Genomic DNA, 17263 nt, shown 5'->3' on the forward strand with positions numbered 1-17263 from the left:
CCAATCAACCTCTTCTAATTATTGAGATGAAATAATGTCCCCAAAGAACAAAATGTAAAAGAACATAATATAATAAACAATATCCGGTATTAGACTTCCAATAATAGCATACTTCACAACATCTTTACGCTTTCTCATAGCTACATATGTCCAAAAACCATGGTGTAGTGTATTCATTGAATTAAGCTCCTTATATATACTCTCCACTAATATTAGAAAAGAAAAGAATGGATTGCCATTAAAACACAATCCATTCTCATGATTTTAACACCATCCAAGATCACAATCTTCTACAAATTGTGTCACAGGCTCTCGTTTGGGTTCTATTTTATAGATGCGGCTATTTTCTCGAATATATCCTGCGAATAAAACATATTCCTTGTTCTTATCGGAGTACATAACCTCGCCAATCTTATCGGAATAAAAAAACAACTCAATCCCATCATCACAAATCTTTCCACAAACCTTATCTGTGATATCAATTCTTTCGGTCATGTGAATAACCTCCTCTATTAAAGATTCGCTCTGCCATCTTTAACCGTTGGTATCATACATCATAATATCCCGTTCGATTCATTTCTGTAATATATCTTACAAAGAACATACTGATAACCTATAAATGGCAGCTTACTATATCCTTATAGATTATGCCTACAAAAAAGAACTTGTCACCACTTTATTTACTAAATTTTCTGATTTTTATACTTATTAGTCATTCAACATAAGAGGCATAATCTGGAAGACTTGGATTCGAGATAGTTTGGGGGGAGTGGGATGTTTCCGTAGATTTAGTTAGAATAAAGGTGGCCGTGGAACAACTCGCGTCCTGCCAGCGAGCTGGCGAGCTACCTTCGGGGAAAAACACCCTCAGGGGGTCTTGCCTACCCCTTTCTCCGGCGGGAGTCTCCTTGTTCCATGGCCACCTCCTGCGATGTTGGGAGAAACGGAAACATTGCGAACTTAGAGAGGTTGAGGTATTTGAATATCTTCTGACGGTCCACACCCTAGTAAGTTCTAGTATAACAATTGGTTCATAACAAAAAATTCTGTGGCAAGAAAGCTAATGGACAGTAGTTCGCTGTTTGTAAAAAATAAAGTTTTATTTGTCCTTAAGATCTACCCAGACATACAACATTTGGCCATGGGTCCGATAGCCATTACCAGGTTGGGGTGAAGGGGAACTGCGAGACTCCCGCGGGAGAAAGAGGTTGGTGAGACCCCAGAGGGAGCAAAGCGACTGAGAAGGCTCACCAGCTCGCCCGCAGGAAAGCGAGTTGCTTCACCGTAACCCCCTTCCACTTTTCAAGTATCGGACCCATCACCTCTTAAATATATCTAGAACTCAAGTCTTCAAGATAATAGGGCTATATCAGAATAAATACGCATTCTCTATAAAAAATCCTAGCTCTACTATAAAAGAGCTAGGATTCAGTACTATTCCTGTTTTAACGTCCAGCTAGTGATATCTACATTGACTGTACCTTCACTTCTAACAGCCATATCTTGATTCGTATGGGAAGGAAATATGCGGGCAGAGAATACTTCTTCTCCATCGTTTACAAACACTTCAATGGATGAAGCATCTACAAACAACCTCATGCTTTGTAGTCCAGAAGATAAGTGACAACTTCTAGATTCCTTTTCATCATGAATTAAACTGTTTCGATATAAGCTAAACTCACGATCATGTTGGTTGTAAGAGAGTGTAATGCAATCAAACAATTCTAATTCAAAAGATGTCATTTCCTCTGTATTGTTCAAGCCGATTTCTATCTCAGAAGCACAATCCAATTCAGAAGGCCAAACATACTGTTGATTAGCAAGGTTAATGTTTGCGATTGTAGTGGGTTCTTCCCTCAGTTGTTTCAGCTCTTCAATAGGTGTTTGATATACCTTACTATTACATAATTGAAGCTCTCTAGGCACGGTCATACAATGAATCCATCGATAGTTAATAGTTGGGTGATGCGCCTCTTGATCATCAGGTACTGACATCCACCCAAACATGATTCTTCTCCCATGGTCATCTAATGTCGTTTGAGGAGCATAGAAATCAAAGCCACGATCAATTTCCACAAATGAAGAACCATGAAATCTTGAATGATGGTAATCCATCTGCCCTACCATGTAACCTGATTGATGCGCGTTATTGTAAAGAACCCCATCAGCTTTTACACCTTGAGGTGAAAATAGCAAGACATCTTTATCTTCCAAAGCAAACATGTCAGGGCACTCCCACATATAGCCTAGATTGTCTCCATGAGCTGGTCCTGCAATTTGCCCTTTACATTCCCATTTCTCTAAATCAGGAGATTCGTATAACACCACACAACCTTCTTCTTCAGTCGTTTGAGCGCCAATGACCATATACCAACTTCCTTCATGCTGCCACACTTTCGGGTCGCGGAAATGTGCTGTATATCCTTCTGGTAGCTCAATCACAACGCCTTGTTTTGAGAATTCAATTCCATCCTCAGACGTCGCTAAACATTGGTAAGTTTCCCGATTATTTTGTTCATCTTTTACATTTCCAGTGTAGAATAACTTCATTTTTCCATTATGAGCTACAGCGCTGCCTGAATAACAACCATTTTTATCATACCAATTACTAGGAGCTAAGGCGATTGGCTCAAGGCTCCAATTCACTAAATCAGTCGAGGAATAGTGCCCCCAGTACTTAGCCCCATGCGTCGTATCAAAGGGCATCCACTGAAAGAACAAGTGATAGGTGCCTTTCCACTGGATGAATCCATTTGGATCATTTAAAAGGCCCACAGGAGGCACAACATGATAGTGTTGTCGGTGTGGATCCCTTTCAACTATATCCTTGTGTAGTTCTATTTCCTGATAGGCTTTATAACGTAATTCTTCATCTCTATTCATCCTGAATCCTACCCCTCCATCTTGATTTGGTTCCACGAAAATATGGTGAGCTTTCTACGAAATTAACTGCACTCTGAAAGTGGAACAGTAAAGAAGACCCTGTGAGCCAAGGCCTTCCTCAAATGTTTTACTAATTTTTATTTTTTACTATCATTCAGCATATCATCTGAGAAACCGAACATGTAAGTTAATACAAAGGCTACTCCAATACCTACAACGTTTACTAGAATATATCCAAGTAGTTGACCATTTAAATATAGAAGCATACCTGGAAGGACGGTGATAGCCATTCCCGTAGCTTTTAAGCCAAGCATTGATGCTAGGAAACCACCTGCACCACCACCAATCAGTCCCATAACGAATGGCCTAAAGTAGCGTAACGTAACACCAAAAATAGCTGGTTCTGTGATTCCTAGGAACGCAGATACCGCAGAAGGGAAGGATAATGCTTTTAACTGTTTGGATTTTGTCTTCACACCTACTGCAAGTGCTGCACCACCTTGAGCAGCGATTGCTGCTGTGATAATTGGGTTAAATGGATTGTACCCTAAGTTATTCAATAATTGAATCTCTAGGAAGTTAAAGATGTGGTGGACACCCGTAATAACGATTATTTGGTTAAAGAAACCAATTATCAGTCCACTAAGTCCAAATGGTAGTTCTAACAAGAATTTCGTTCCTGCGAAAATATATTCCTCTAACTGGTGGAATACCGGACCAATGACTAGTAGACCAAGTGCTATCATGACAAGAAGAACTAGAAACGGCGTTACAATTAAATCAAGTGATTCCGGTACATATTTTCGGACTCGTTTTTCAAACTTAGCCCCAATGATACCCATAAAGAATGCTGGCAATACTGAACTTTGATAACCTACTACCGGAATAAAACCAAAGAATTTAAGAGGTTCTGCATCTCCACTTGCTACGTCCCAGGCGTTCGGCAAGGCCGGTGATACTAGCATCAAACCGAGGACTATACCGAGGACTGGATTACCTCCAAACACCCTGAAGGTAGACCACGCAATAAGAGCAGGTAAAAAGATAAAGGCTGTATCTGTTAATACTTGCGTAAATAGAACAAAGTTTTCTGGTACACTATCTGGGGTCAATCCAAATAAGGCTAATATCTCTTCTTGTAAAATAAGTCCACGAAGACCCATGAATAAACCAGTTGCAACAATGGCTGGGATAATCGGTACGAACACATCACCAAATGTACGGATAGCTCGTTGAAAAGCATTTCCTTGTTTACCTGCTTCTTCTTTCATCTCTGATTTAGATGATCCTTCTACCCCTAGCTTTGTTACTTCTTCATAAATACGATTTACAGTACCTGTACCAAAAATAACCTGGTACTGTCCTGAGTTATAAAAGGCACCTTTTACTTTTTCAATTTTCTCGACTTCTTCTACATCTACTTTTTCATGGTCATGAACCATAATTCGCAGACGAGTAGCACAGTGAGCAACCGATTGAATGTTTTCTTCTCCGCCAATCGCGTCAATGACCTGCTTCGCAATTTCTGAATTACTTGCCATTGTTTATTCCTCCCTATTACATATTGATGTAATCGTTCACACATCGTGTGCAGACGTATTTTATAATTGCCATTTCGAATCTACTTTAAAATAAGGAATCGATTACATATTTATTAAATAAAAAATGTAAGCGGTTTTATTTATTTTCTAAAAAAATAAATGTTTTTATGTGAACGATTACATAACTCATTTATTAATTCACACTATACACTATCTCTCGAAATGAGTCTATAGGATAACGTAGATTTTTCGGAAACTTTTTTATTATTTAATTTATCGAGCATTAATTGAGCTGTTAATCGCCCAGCCTCTTTGTTATTGTAATCTATTGTCGTTAAAGAAGGTGTGATATAGGCTGACATGACGGCTGCTCCAATTCCTGAAATTGCCATATCATCAGGTATGCGATACCCTTGTTCCTTTAAATATTCCATAGCACCTATTGCCATCCGATCCGTTACGACAAATGTAGCTGTTGGAGGGTTTCCTTCAGATTTTTTCAGAATCTGTTTCATACTCTCGTATCCAGATTCAATACTAAAGTCGCCTCCTTCATGAATCCATTCGTCTTTCACCTGCAGTCCGTTTTTCTTCAGTGTATCCATATATGCTTGTTTTCTCGTTTGACCTACAGCCGGATCTTCTTCTCCAACACCGATGAACGCAATCTTATCATGACCTCGCTGAATAAATAAATTGGTCATATCACAGGCTGCGTGATAATCATCATATACAACTGATGTTACATTCGGTAACTCTTGACCTAATGAAATGAATGGGACTTTCACGTCTTTAATAACATTTAGTAGCCCTTCGTTCACATTCGTTGCTAGTAAAATAATGCCATCCACCTGACGACTTTGAAGTAAACGAATATATTCTACTTCCTTCCTCTTGTCTAATTCCGTATCTGTTAATAAGATTTGAAAGCCTTCTTTGGAGACAACTTCATTGATTCCTTTTACGACTCTACTTGATGTTTCGGTACTTATTTTAGGAAGAATAATGCCAATAACACCAGAACGCTTTGTACGTAGTGATTGTGCTGAAACACTTGGCATATAACCCGTATCCTCTACAATTTTCATAATACGCTTTCGAACGTCTTCACTTACATATCCATTATTATTTAAAGCGCGTGACACGGTGGTCCGCGAAACATTAGCCATTTTTGCTATATCATTGATTGTTGTCATTCTAGCTCCTCCATCACAAAACACATACACTTTAATCATTTGTTATCTATCATATTTCATTTGTAAATGTTTGTCTAACTGGATTTTATTCTAACATCACGTCACCCTAAATCTACTTCATAAGTCTGATGTAGTACTCCAACTAATTCTCGATACCACTTTCATGCCAATCACCGATTCAATATTTTCCTGCTAACGCTACACTAAATTTAGTTCAATAAAATCAAAAGGAGTTTTACAAATGGAGAAACAATATGTAGCGGTTATTACAGGAGCGTCAAAAGGACTTGGAAAGGCATTAGCATTGTCTTTTGCTAAAGAAGGATACTCATTAGGCTTATGTGCACGCGGAAATGAAGAACTAGATGAAGTAGTTAAGCAAGTTGAGGAGTTAGGCGCTACCGTTGTAGCAAACACAGCGGATGTGACACAGGTAAAAGATGTTGATCGATTCATTTCAGTAGTGGAGGATGCATTTGGTTCCATTGATGTACTGATTAACAACGCATCGACGTTTGGTCCTGGGCCAACTTTACTTGCTGACTACCCAGCTGATCAATTTGAAGAAGTCATTAGAGTTAATACATCAAATCCATTTCTGGTTACGAAACGAGTACTTCCTGGCATGTTAGCAAAAGGAAAAGGTTCTATTATAAATGTGACGTCAGAAGTAGGGAAAACCGGATTAGCTGAATGGGGAGCTTATAGTATATCTAAATTTGGTTTAGAAGGTCTTACAGCCATTTGGGCAGATGAACTTGATGACACAGGTGTTAGGGTCAATATGGTCGACCCAGGTGAAATGAATACAGAAATGCATGAAACAGCCGTCCCAGACTGTGATTATGAATTGGCGTTACCTGATGATGTAGTAGATGTATTTCTCTATTTAGCTTCTGAACAGGCAAAGGATGTGAATGGAGAACGTTATGAAGCCCAATCCTTTACTAGAAAAGGAAGTGAACTGTCATGAATACACTTGCTACCTCATTTCACATTCCAGAGTTCCTTCATGCTGAAGTACCACCTGAGCATAAAGGAATGAGCCGGGACGAAGTTAGGTTAATGGTGTTACAAGAAGATGAAGATAGTGCGTACCACAAACGTTTTGAAGAAATTGATCAATTTCTAGAAGATGGTGATGTTATAGTATTAAATAATAGTAGAACCATTCCCCCAGTTTTGAAAGGGTGCCTAGGGAAACAAAACGTAGAAATCCGTCTGTCTAGAAAAATTTCTACAAATCAATGGGAGGCGTTACTACTAGGAACATTTCGTCAAATCAATGTTCCGATTCAGTTTCCAGAAGGACTAGAAGCTACCATTTCAGGACTTGGTTCAGAGCCACCGCTCGTTACCTTATCTTTTTCAAAGGGTGGGAGTTCACTGCTTGATTATATTTATCGATACGGTGAACCAGTACGGTATGAATACATTCACCATCCATGGCCGTTAGAAACCTATCAAACGGTATATGGAGCTATACCTGGTTCTGTTGAAATGCCTTCTGCTGGTCGTGCATTTACGTGGGATTTACTTTCCAAACTAAAAGCAAAAGGGGTCCAGACCACTTACATTCAACTCCATGCTGGATTAAGCTACTATGAACAAAATCGTTGGCCAAATCCTAAAAATCATCCTGAAGCTTTCAATGTCCCAGAAGAAACTGCAAGGCTTATCACTCAAGCTAAACAGAATAGTAACCGTGTAATTGCTGTCGGAACTACAGTCGTTCGCGCACTTGAATCTGCCGTTAACGAACATGGTGAGGTTAAAGCTATCTCTGGCATTACAAGGCTTTACATCGACCAGAATCATCGCGTTATTACAGTAGATGGACTACTGACGGGATTTCACGAACCAGAAGCAAGTCACTTGCATATGCTGACGGCTTTTTTGCCAGAAAAGAAACTCATGAAAGCTTACGGGGAAGCTCTACACAAAGGCTATCTATGGCACGAATTTGGAGATATGAATTTAATCCTTCCAGCGGGGAATCTTGAATGAATTGGCATCACGGGGGTCTATACGTAAAGGACCTAGTTGCTTCAAAATGCTTTTATGAGCAGATGTTTGAATTTAAGAAGTACACTTCCCTTGCGTATGAGGAGGAGCAAATTGTCATCCTTAAGCATGAAGATATACTACTTGAGTTGATCGAGGATGAGGAACATCACTATTCGAATTCGCCTCATTTTTGCTGGGAAGTGGATGAGTTGGAAGAAACAATATCACGACTCGCTTCGCTATCATTACAACCTGTTGAAGGTCCTTATACCGTTTCGGAAACAGGTTGGTACACAGCTTTTTATCAAGGTTTAGATGGAGAAATGATTGAATTGTTACAGAAAAAATAAACTTTTTGAAGCATGTCCAAAAATAGCAATCATATGAAAGAGCTTGGAAACCCAAGCTCTTTCTATGGGGCGACCTATTCTCCGCCACCTCCACTACCGTCTCCAAAACCACCATCACCATCAAAGAAACTACCACCGCCAGCGCTATGATTATCCCTTTGGTCGTCATAGAAAGCTGGGCCACTAGATGCTTTTTTACCAATACCAATGGCAATCACAATAACAGCGAAAATGATAAATACTATATCCACTTTGAATCACCTCTTACTCTTTTCATACGAACGAGATGACGGATTCATTTCAAATTTTTGGTAAATTAAGTGAATTTATTATCCATCTTACGTTTTAACAATAGATTACATATTGTGTGTCAAACACAATAACAAGCACTAATCTGCCTGTTCCTCTGCTTATTTCTTCTCTACATATGGCCGTACAATCTTTTATATTTTTTCTGCAAACACAATATAAAGAATAGGATTAAAGGAAACACATTCTACCTGATAACCATTGTCTTTTAACCAGTTCAAAAGCAAGGAGCGATCAGCATAATATTCATCATGGATTGCTTCAAGAGCTTCATGGTTCTCATCTTCCTCGTACTTGGCTAGCTTCGCATTTCGATCATACTCATCTTCGAACATGAGGTCAGCTATAGCAATACGTCCATTCTTTCCTATAACACGGTCCATCTCTTTAAGTGCCAATAGTTTTTGTGTATCAGGAATGTGATGAAGAGCATAACTCGTCACAATGAAATCAGCTTGCCCATCCATTAATGGTAGAGCTAAAAAGTGACCATGGCGAACATCTATCTCAGGATGCTTTTCTTTGCAAACTTTTAGCATCTCTTCGGACTGATCTACTCCAATCATCTCAACATCCTTTTCCAAAAATAGAGATGCCAAGTTACCCGTACCTGTACCAATATCTACTCCTATTTCATCTGGCATCGGTGAAATAAACGACTCCACCTTAACTAACGCTTCATGGTAATGCTCATGTACGTTAAAACGATATCCAGTCGTTTTAATGTTTTCATCATAGTCGTGAGCTTGATTATCGAAATTCCATTTATCTTCCCAGTCATTCCGTATTTGTTTTAACTCTTTTAGTTGTTTGGAAAGTTTGAAAAGATCTTCAGCAGCTAGATTATGCTCTTTTTGCTTTTCAAGCATGTCATCAACTGTCGTAATCATATCCTTCATTTGGAGCCACTGTTCATAAAGGGCAGATCGTTGAACGTTTAAATAAGTTTCGATCTCATTCCCATTTTCAAGAGCTTCTTTTATTTGACTAGTTGACATTCCGATCTCACGAAGAGCCAGAATTGCCTGTAACCGCCATAAATGTGTTTCATTGTAATACCGATACTCATTTTCTCCTTTTTCCGGCTGAATGAGCCCCTTTTCTTCGTAAAACCGAATCGTTCTCGGGGTTGTATGTAATTGATTAGCTGCTTCTTTTATTTTCATGTAACTTCCTCCCTTTTCTTATGTCATTATCATAAGGGTTTCCGTGACGTTAAGGTAAAGGAGTTTTCATAAAGAATTATTTTGAAAATGAAAATAAGAACTCCACGTTTGGAATAACACCCGTCGAAATAATTCGTCTAACTCCCCTGTGATGGCTGTATCATTTGGTGTTACTCCTTCTACATATTCTTCAATAAACGTGAGTTGTTCTTCCATATATCGTTGCAAACGTGGCTGCGGTCCAACTTGTTCTTTTTCACTTGCTTCTATTTTCATTTCTTTGATTCGTTCAATATTCAAGCGAAGGTTAGCCGGTAAGTTCAGATCTTCTACCATTCTGGAAAACTGAAGCGGTGGCATACTGTCATATTGCTTCATCCAGATACACGCCAGTAAAGGTCGTAACACATTAAGATAGTGCTTCACTGTAACCGTTTCTTTGTTGGTGATATCTTTGTAATTCCTTTTTGCCATGTGGAAATAATGATACATCACCGGTTTCACTGAAAAAACGTTGGGTTGAAGATCGAATAACTGGGTTGTAAATTCCTCATCTTGTTGATATATAATAGAGGATTGAAGCCACTCGAGCATCGAAGGATTTGATTTGCGAAAAAGCTGCAGTGCTTTCGTTAATTCCCAACCGCTTAAATCAATCTGATTATGTAATGGTTTTTCAATAACGTCCCTTTTTTGATCAATGGATAGATACCATTCTGGATGCGCGATATAGATGAACCGAACATCGTAATCGCTTGATTCTGAGGCTAGACCATAAGCTCGGCTTCCCGCCTCACAAGCATATAGAATACGGATTTGATGTACTCTCTCTAATGTGTGGAGGCTATCCAGTATTTCTTCCTTCATCTTCCACACCTCCTTATCTTTTTTCTTATTGTACCATTCTAAAACACATAAAAAACCCCGCAGTTGTTGCGGGGTTCATGCTACCTTATAGATCATCAAATCCATTGTCCTGGTAATTGACTTTCGTATATTGGCGAGACTTTTGTTCAAAGAAATCGGATTTTCCACTATTCACATCTTCATAAGCGCGGATCCATTTTAGTGGGTTCTTTTTATAATCCTGGAATGGTTTCCCTGCACCAAGTTCCTTGCATCGTTTATTCGCCATAAATTTAATATAGGCATCTAGCTCTGACATCGATAATCCATCAAAATCATCCCCGATGATATAAGATGCCCATTTAATCTCAAGCTCAGCTGCTTTGTGGAATGTGTCGGTAACAAACTGAAGCATCTCTGCTCGGTCAATCTCCGGATGTTCCTCTAATGTTTCTTTAAATATATGGACAAATAGGTTCACATGAAGCTGTTCATCGCGATTGATATAGTTAATCATCGTACTCGTTGATACCATTTTCTGATTGCGTGCCAGGTTATAGAAAAACGCAAAACCAGCATAAAAGAACAACCCTTCTAGTACAACATCATAGACAACAGAACGAAGAAACGATTCTGGTGTCGGCTTTTCAACAAATTCCTTATACCCATTCGCTATAAACTCATTTCGCTCCAGCAACACCTCATCATGCTTCCAATATTCAAAAATCTCATCTTGCTCGTGTTTGGAAACGAGTGAAGATAATACGTACGAGTAGGATTGATTGTGAACGACCTCCTGGAAGGAAAGTACTTGCATAAGAGCTGTTAAGCTAGAATCTGTTAAGTAGTCGGCAATCTTCCCGCTATAATCGGTTTGAATAGAGTCAAGAAATGCTAGTAATCCAATCACTTTTTTGAACGTATCTTGTTCCTTTTCACTTAATTGCGGCCACTGCTTCGCATCATTATTCATATTGATTTCGTTAGGGATCCAAAAGTTCGCTAACATATTTTTATACATTGGATAAGCCCACGAAAAGCGTGCATCATCCCAATTTAATACGTTTGAGCTACGTCCATTAATAATACCCGTTGATTGATTAGGGGCTTTTGTATCATATAAATCTCGTTTTGATAGAAGTGATTCACTCATGATTATTCCTCCTTATTAAGATGAACAACTCTCACAATCTTCCACGTCCTCTGTTGAAGTCGAGCGCATGTAATAGGTCGTTTTCAGTTTGTTTCGCCACGCTTCAAGATGAAGTTGCAGTAACTCTTTTGCCTGCACTGAATTTTTCACATAGATATTAAAGGAAACAGATTGGTCTATATGGCGTTGGCGTGCAGCATTTTGATGAATACTCCATGTTTGATCAATGTCGTAAGCAGATTTGTAATACCAATAGGTTTGTTCATTTAAATCTGGTGCTGTTACAGGGATTTTATAATTTTTCTTTTCTTCAGAGTAAAATTTCTTGAAAACAGGGTCGATACTAGCCGTACTCCCTGCAATAATAGACGTCGATGAGTTCGGTGCTACGGCCATCATGTAACCATTTCGCACACCATGCTGCTGCACCTCTTGCTGTAACGATTGCCAAGAGGATTGAGTATAGCCTCTATCTAAAAAGTATTCGCCTGTGTGCCACTTAGAGCCTTCCATATACGGATAAGCTCCTTTTTCTTTTGCTAACTCTTTACTAGCTTCAATCGTGAGATACGAGATGTTCTCATATAGTTCATCTGCAAAGCTAACAGCCTCCTCCGATTCCCAACGAATTCCTTGTACAGCTAATAAATGATGCCATCCAAATGTACCTAGTCCAATGCCCCGATAGTGGTCATTCGTGATTTCTGCTTGCACAACTGGGATTTGATTTAAGTCGATCACATTATCAAGCATACGAACTTGGATAGGGATAAGGCGTTCAAGGACATCATCTGGTACGGCCTTCCCTAGATTAATACTCGATAGATTACAAACAACAAAGTCTCCAGGATTTTTCACAGTAATGATTTTGCCATCATGGGTATATTGTTCCTCCACCGTCGTTGGGCTTTGATTCTGCGTAATCTCTGTGCACAAATTGGTACAATATACCATGCCTTTATGTGAATTTGGATTTTTACGATTGACTTCATCTCTATAGAACATGAATGGGGTGCCTGTCTCGAGTTGACTAATCATAATCCGTTTCATGATATCGATAGCCGGAACGGCACGCTTCGAGAGGTCTGGATTATCTACACAAGCCTGATACTTTTCTCGAAAACTACCTGAACCTTGTTCTTCATCATAATAATCCTCTAAACTAAAACCCATTACGGTACGAACTTCATGAGGATCAAATAGATACCAATCTTCGCGGTTCTCTACTGCTTCCATAAATAAATCTGGTAGACTAACACCTGTAAAAAGGTCATGCGTACGTTGGCGCTCATCGCCATTATTTAGTTTTGCGTCTAAAAAGGCAAAGATATCCTGATGCCACACATCCAAGTAAACAGCAATCGCACCCTGGCGTTGACCAAGCTGATCGACACTCACAGCAGTATTGTTGAGTTGCTTCATCCATGGAATAACACCGGAACCGACACCTTTATATCCTTTAATATCACTGCCTTTTGAACGAATCTTCCCGAGATAAACCCCAATACCTCCACCACTTTTCGATAGATTGGCAATGTCGGTGTTACTATCAAAGATGCCTTGCAAGCTATCATCTACTGTGTCGATAAAACAGCTTGATAATTGACCATAGCTTTTCCCAGCGTTCGATAAAGTAGGTGTTGCCACTGTCATGTACAGATTACTAATCGCCCAGTAGGCTTCCTCTATTAATTGCATGCGTTTGGAGCTAGGTTCCTTTGCCATCAGTGTCATAGCAATAATCATGAACCGCTCCTGTGGAAGTTCATACAATTCACCATCGTGTCCTTTTGCTAAATATCGATCAGCTAATGTTCGCAGTCCGATGTAGTTAAAAAACTCATCGCGCTCTGGCACTAGCTTTTGGCCCAATGTATGTAGTTCCTCATCTGTATAAAAATCCAGAATAAATGAGCTATACACCCCTTTTGCCTCCAGCATATAAATGAGTTCCTTAAATGACGGGTAGTTGTCTGTTGGTGACAGACCTCGTCGTGTGGCAACATCCTCATATAATTGCTTGGCATAGATACGCGCACAAATATACGTCCAATCAGGCTCTTGCTCGTCCATGCGCTCGAGTCCTTTCAAAATAAGCTCATTATACACATGATCCTTAGAATTCTCGCCCTTGTGATGCAAAGAGTTCATTACTGTTTCAATATACTCCTCTACCTCAAGGTTTGGAAAAATTCTCGATAACCCGAATAAGTCCTCTTTTAATTCAGCAAACCACGTTTCAAATGATTGATTCTCTTTCGTTTTAACTGATGTCATTGTGTTCATCACTATACCTCCTATACAAATAAAAAAACCGCTATTCCTTGAAGGAAAGCGGTTATCACGACAGCATCATTATGAAAAGGATTAGACAAATCCAGTACTCATAAGTATGTCTATCGTTTCACCTTCTTGATCCCCGAAGAATGTTGAAACTACGTACGAGCGAAGGCAGGTCTCCTGACTTGTGTTTACACCTACTTTGAGCCCTTCCCATATCTTCATGCCGATACAGTGGAATATCTCATTTCGTCACACTTACAGTTGCGGGGACAGTTCTGGCTTTTCACCAGATTCCCTATTATGCTCTGATTGAGCACCTTCAACTCGCTAGTTTTAGCATATATAGTTTTATTTTTAAACTACTAATCTATATGTTGTATTCAACATTACAGAATATGAACACAAAATTCAAGCAAAAAATGTGGTAAAGTCTACTTGAATTTTGTAAGAGTGTACGTTCTAAAGAGAAAAATTTTTACTGTCTTACAAGAAAATGCTTATTCCCTCGATTATCCGTCACTTTCCCTCCTGTCTCCGCTCCTTTGCTTCTCTTATCCGTCACTCCGCCTCTTGTATTCGCTGCTTCCCACCCTGAAGCCTCGCCATTTTTATGATTTTTGATTTAACTTTTATCAAACTATTCGTATAATGAAGAGTAAATGTGAGAGGGTGGTGCTTATGATGACAATACTATTCGAAACAGTTCAACCTACTAACCAACACACTTCAACGAGAAAGAAAGGTAGGAACTTCTTATGCTAATCGGAAAAAATGTCGAACTACGTCCAGTCACAAAGCCGGATCTTCAAAATGTGTATCGTTGGAATAACGATGAAGAGATCACAAGGTTAGGTTCTGGATCTGAATTTGCATATCAAATTAACAATCCACTAGAAGCAATCGAAGCACACTATGAACAAAATCTCACACAACTTAATCTTTTATCTCATGGTTATGTATTTTCGGTATATGAGAAAGAATCCTCTCAGCATATCGGCAAGTGCGACTTCCGAGATATTAACTTCATCACACGTTCTGCCACCATCGGCCTAGTTATTGGGGAAAAGGATTACTGGGGGAAAGGCTATGGTATGGATATCATTATGACACTCGCCAAGCACCTTTTCTACGATTTGAACATGGAACGAATTCAGCTTGACACTTGGAGCGGCAACCACCAAGCTCTCCGAGTCTATGAAAAATGTGGTTTTAAATTAGAAGGCAGACTGAGAAGTAATGAATTCATAAATGGAGAATACTACGATACAATTATGATGGGCCTTTTAAGAAGTGAATTCCAGCCGGATTTATACTAATAGATGGGATATCCTACTGAGGGGTATCCCTTTTTTAGATACTAGAGGAATGTGAATCACTAGTGAGACTATATCACAACTTCATGGATGTTAACTGGATATTTATGCTGAATTTAATAAAAAATATATTTAACTATAAAATAATACCTTAGCATGATAATTGGGCGATTTTTCTTGCATAAAATGTAAGAATTGTAATGCGCAATTTAGCTGGGGTGGTATATATCTATCATTATTGTTTGCCTACAGTCCTATTGAGTGTAAAGAATGCAGTACGACACATAAGATAACATTTACTAGTAGGTTTATTACTGTCTTTTTTACCGCTCTTCCTATATTTATCTTCATTGAATTCCTTTCCCCTTTTAATAACACTGCAGTAACACTTTTCACAGGTTTCATCATATGTATAATTGGTTTTTTAGTTCTCCCTTCACTTGTTACTTATAGAGAGTCTGCTTAAGTGTGATAAGATATTAAAAAAACGCTTGGACAACCTAATCTCCAAACGTTCTTCTAAACCAAATGTTATGTAGTTTGTTCATCAGCTCGCTATTACGAGTTCCAAAATACGAACAAACTACCTATAATGAGAGCTACCTTTCTATTCCTCTTCTTTCTTCTTCCATGCACTATAACTTTGCATGGTAATGCCTTTAAATCCTTCTGCTTGGTCTTCCATAAAGTAACGGCGAACAAGGGACACTTGTTTTTGAATCTCTGCATTGGAATGATTCGCAAACGATACATAGTCAATTTCATACGGGTTTAGCTCCACCCCTACTTCAACTTTTGGCGAATTAGCATAAAGTACTTCACTGTTCGCAAGTGAGGTAATGCTATTCGATCCTAAAGCTGTATCTCGATACGCCATGATGGATACATAGTCTTGAATATCTACCATATCCTTAAAGAAGTTCTCTTTCACGTCCGTTACTTTTTTGTTATCTGTCCAAAATGGCAAAGCACTACCTACGATAAACCCAGCATCTTTTGCATGAGTAATGTATCTCTCAGCAGATGACCACCATTGGGTTAAAACATTGGCTCGATCCTTATCCCATTGATCAAGCGTGTATGGTTCGACGTCGAAATGAATACCAACAAACTGCTCATCCTTTTCCACATTAGCGTTATACCCTTTAACCATATCCACCCGTTTCACAGCATGTTTTGTATAGGCTTCTAATCCCCACTTAGGACTTCCCATTAAGGCATGGACCTTCATATTATTGGCCGTGGCTTGCTTAATGAAATAAGCATAAACGGATTCTTCAAGTGCTGGCTTATAGTGTAGGTAAATGTGATCAACTTGATGATCAAATAGGAACTCGATGGTTTCATCCGGATTTTCCGTTATCGGAGAACGTTCCCAAAGCCAAACATTCTTTTGTGTGTGGTACTCATTCAAAGCATCTTGTAAGGCTTGAACATAGGTATAGTATGTTTCTGTTTCAAAGGAATAGCCATCCTTTATAGATTCCATGCTCCCGCCCTGAACGAAGGCTTCACTTTGTGATTTCGTCATACGTAATTCTACATTTGAATCCGTAGAAGTTTCTGTTACAGAATCAGCATTTTGTTTTACAGTAAACCCGTGTAACTGTAGATTTTTTTCGATAAGTGCTTTTAACTTAGTATTTGCACCACTGATTATCGTTTCGGCTTCATTCCCAGAATCAATTTGTAACGAGAGATTCGTTTTTGTATTCTCCTTGCTTGAAGGTTGTGATAGTTCTGTAACTAATGTAGGTGTTTCGTAGTACACATAGGGGGTTGGGTCTTGTTGCACAGTATAATAGTTGTATAGACCCCCTGAGATATCCTTAGACATCATGGATGTAAAGGACAGAAACGCTTCTTCTTTTGTCCCATCTACGGTTGTTGATGATTGATTATTTACAAGGGAAAATTCATGGCATTCCACCATGCACGATGCAAATGTCTCAGGTTGTGCTTGTGATACTGTTGGACTAAATATAGTAAATTGAATGCAAAAGCTTACTATGATAATTAATAGAAATAATACTTTGTTCTTATCTTGACCCCTCATCTTTTCCTCTCCCTTATTTTCGAACTATTCTTTTCGACTCACACCTATGATTATCGAACCATACCTATAAATTGTTAAGTATTTTTTTACATTTTTATTATATTTTTTTAATCTATTTTACCCATACCTTGGTACCAAACGTCATAACAGACTATATAAC

The 17263-nt window shown here is 38.9% G+C and carries 16 protein-coding genes and 1 riboswitch; of the genes, 5 read left to right on the plus strand and 11 right to left on the minus strand.

Annotated elements, in window-relative coordinates; genetic code table 11:
* Positions 1-18 precede the first annotated feature (18 nt).
* The 5 genes from GLW08_RS06645 to GLW08_RS06665 form a co-directional block, all read right to left on the minus strand.
* Complete coding sequence (locus GLW08_RS06645) at positions 19-177, minus strand: hypothetical protein (protein ID WP_160847730.1); 159 nt, start codon at positions 175-177, stop codon at positions 19-21.
* Between the two features lie 87 nt (positions 178-264).
* Positions 265-495, minus strand: a complete 231-nt coding sequence (locus tag GLW08_RS06650) for a DUF2553 family protein (protein ID WP_160847731.1) — start codon at positions 493-495, stop codon at positions 265-267.
* A gap of 939 nt (positions 496-1434) precedes the next feature.
* Positions 1435-2883, minus strand: a complete 1449-nt coding sequence (locus GLW08_RS06655) for a glycoside hydrolase family 32 protein (protein ID WP_160847732.1) — start codon at positions 2881-2883, stop codon at positions 1435-1437.
* 137 nt (positions 2884-3020) lie between these two features.
* Positions 3021-4424, minus strand: a complete 1404-nt coding sequence (locus GLW08_RS06660; protein ID WP_160847733.1) for a sucrose-specific PTS transporter subunit IIBC — start codon at positions 4422-4424, stop codon at positions 3021-3023.
* A gap of 203 nt (positions 4425-4627) precedes the next feature.
* On the minus strand, positions 4628-5620 hold the full coding sequence (locus tag GLW08_RS06665) for a LacI family DNA-binding transcriptional regulator (RefSeq protein ID WP_160847734.1): 993 nt from the start codon (positions 5618-5620) through the stop codon (positions 4628-4630).
* 241 nt (positions 5621-5861) lie between these two features.
* On the opposite strand from GLW08_RS06665, the gene GLW08_RS06670 reads away from it, so the two are divergent.
* The 3 genes from GLW08_RS06670 to GLW08_RS06680 are packed head-to-tail and all read left to right on the plus strand — an operon-like array spanning position 5862 to position 7977.
* A complete protein-coding gene (locus GLW08_RS06670) occupies positions 5862-6593 on the plus strand; it encodes an SDR family NAD(P)-dependent oxidoreductase (protein ID WP_160847735.1) in 732 nt (243 codons plus the stop codon).
* Complete coding sequence (locus GLW08_RS06675) at positions 6590-7627, plus strand: S-adenosylmethionine:tRNA ribosyltransferase-isomerase (RefSeq protein ID WP_160847736.1); 1038 nt, start codon at positions 6590-6592, stop codon at positions 7625-7627. Before GLW08_RS06670 ends, GLW08_RS06675 begins: the two co-directional genes overlap by 4 nt.
* Positions 7624-7977 carry a VOC family protein gene (locus GLW08_RS06680; RefSeq protein ID WP_160847737.1) on the plus strand — a complete coding sequence of 118 codons (354 nt, stop codon included), beginning with the start codon at positions 7624-7626 and terminating at the stop codon, positions 7975-7977. The genes GLW08_RS06675 and GLW08_RS06680 overlap by 4 nt, the downstream gene beginning before the upstream one ends.
* Positions 7978-8051: 74 nt before the next feature.
* Here the strand turns inward: GLW08_RS06680 and GLW08_RS06685 are convergent, their stop codons facing one another.
* The 5 genes from GLW08_RS06685 to GLW08_RS06705 all read right to left on the minus strand — a co-directional run bounded on the left by GLW08_RS06685 (position 8052) and on the right by GLW08_RS06705 (position 13737).
* Positions 8052-8228 carry a hypothetical protein gene (locus GLW08_RS06685; RefSeq protein WP_160847738.1) on the minus strand — a complete coding sequence of 59 codons (177 nt, stop codon included), beginning with the start codon at positions 8226-8228 and terminating at the stop codon, positions 8052-8054.
* A 192-nt stretch (positions 8229-8420) separates the two neighbouring features.
* A complete protein-coding gene (locus GLW08_RS06690; RefSeq protein ID WP_160847739.1) occupies positions 8421-9452 on the minus strand; it encodes a MerR family transcriptional regulator in 1032 nt (343 codons plus the stop codon).
* A gap of 66 nt (positions 9453-9518) precedes the next feature.
* A complete protein-coding gene (locus tag GLW08_RS06695) occupies positions 9519-10319 on the minus strand; it encodes a nucleotidyltransferase domain-containing protein (protein WP_160847740.1) in 801 nt (266 codons plus the stop codon).
* 85 nt (positions 10320-10404) lie between these two features.
* A complete protein-coding gene (locus GLW08_RS06700; protein ID WP_160847741.1) occupies positions 10405-11451 on the minus strand; it encodes a ribonucleotide-diphosphate reductase subunit beta in 1047 nt (348 codons plus the stop codon).
* 15 nt (positions 11452-11466) lie between these two features.
* Complete coding sequence (locus tag GLW08_RS06705; RefSeq protein ID WP_423808596.1) at positions 11467-13737, minus strand: ribonucleoside-diphosphate reductase subunit alpha; 2271 nt, start codon at positions 13735-13737, stop codon at positions 11467-11469.
* 148 nt (positions 13738-13885) lie between these two features.
* A riboswitch (cobalamin riboswitch) is annotated at positions 13886-14070 on the minus strand.
* A gap of 419 nt (positions 14071-14489) precedes the next feature.
* On the opposite strand from GLW08_RS06705, the gene GLW08_RS06710 reads away from it, so the two are divergent.
* Together GLW08_RS06710 and GLW08_RS22395 are read left to right on the plus strand one after the other, a co-directional pair.
* A complete protein-coding gene (locus tag GLW08_RS06710; protein ID WP_160847742.1) occupies positions 14490-15050 on the plus strand; it encodes a GNAT family N-acetyltransferase in 561 nt (186 codons plus the stop codon).
* 160 nt (positions 15051-15210) lie between these two features.
* Positions 15211-15513, plus strand: a complete 303-nt coding sequence (locus GLW08_RS22395; RefSeq protein WP_160847743.1) for a TIGR04104 family putative zinc finger protein — start codon at positions 15211-15213, stop codon at positions 15511-15513.
* A 141-nt stretch (positions 15514-15654) separates the two neighbouring features.
* On the opposite strand, the gene GLW08_RS06720 is transcribed toward GLW08_RS22395, so the two are convergent.
* Complete coding sequence (locus tag GLW08_RS06720) at positions 15655-17103, minus strand: hypothetical protein (RefSeq protein WP_160847744.1); 1449 nt, start codon at positions 17101-17103, stop codon at positions 15655-15657.
* Positions 17104-17263: the final 160 nt, after the last annotated feature.

It is taken from the genome of Pontibacillus yanchengensis, assembly GCF_009856295.1.
Taxonomy (GTDB): domain Bacteria; phylum Bacillota; class Bacilli; order Bacillales; family BH030062; genus Pontibacillus; species Pontibacillus yanchengensis_A.

Excerpts from the sequence above, each read along its gene's own strand:
- GLW08_RS06645 (WP_160847730.1), bottom strand. The coding sequence starts at position 177 with ATGAATACACTACACCATGGTTTTTGGACATATGTAGCTATGAGAAAG.
- GLW08_RS06650 (WP_160847731.1), bottom strand. The coding sequence starts at position 495 with ATGACCGAAAGAATTGATATCACAGATAAGGTTTGTGGAAAGATTTGT.
- GLW08_RS06655 (WP_160847732.1), bottom strand. The coding sequence starts at position 2,883 with ATGAATAGAGATGAAGAATTACGTTATAAAGCCTATCAGGAAATAGAA.
- GLW08_RS06660 (WP_160847733.1), bottom strand. The coding sequence starts at position 4,424 with ATGGCAAGTAATTCAGAAATTGCGAAGCAGGTCATTGACGCGATTGGC.
- GLW08_RS06665 (WP_160847734.1), bottom strand. The coding sequence starts at position 5,620 with ATGACAACAATCAATGATATAGCAAAAATGGCTAATGTTTCGCGGACC.
- GLW08_RS06670 (WP_160847735.1), top strand. The coding sequence starts at position 5,862 with ATGGAGAAACAATATGTAGCGGTTATTACAGGAGCGTCAAAAGGACTT.
- GLW08_RS06675 (WP_160847736.1), top strand. The coding sequence starts at position 6,590 with ATGAATACACTTGCTACCTCATTTCACATTCCAGAGTTCCTTCATGCT.
- GLW08_RS06680 (WP_160847737.1), top strand. The coding sequence starts at position 7,624 with ATGAATTGGCATCACGGGGGTCTATACGTAAAGGACCTAGTTGCTTCA.
- GLW08_RS06690 (WP_160847739.1), bottom strand. The coding sequence starts at position 9,452 with ATGAAAATAAAAGAAGCAGCTAATCAATTACATACAACCCCGAGAACG.
- GLW08_RS06695 (WP_160847740.1), bottom strand. The coding sequence starts at position 10,319 with ATGAAGGAAGAAATACTGGATAGCCTCCACACATTAGAGAGAGTACAT.
- GLW08_RS06700 (WP_160847741.1), bottom strand. The coding sequence starts at position 11,451 with ATGAGTGAATCACTTCTATCAAAACGAGATTTATATGATACAAAAGCC.
- GLW08_RS06705 (WP_423808596.1), bottom strand. The coding sequence starts at position 13,737 with ATGAACACAATGACATCAGTTAAAACGAAAGAGAATCAATCATTTGAA.
- GLW08_RS06710 (WP_160847742.1), top strand. The coding sequence starts at position 14,490 with ATGCTAATCGGAAAAAATGTCGAACTACGTCCAGTCACAAAGCCGGAT.
- GLW08_RS06720 (WP_160847744.1), bottom strand. The coding sequence starts at position 17,103 with ATGAGGGGTCAAGATAAGAACAAAGTATTATTTCTATTAATTATCATA.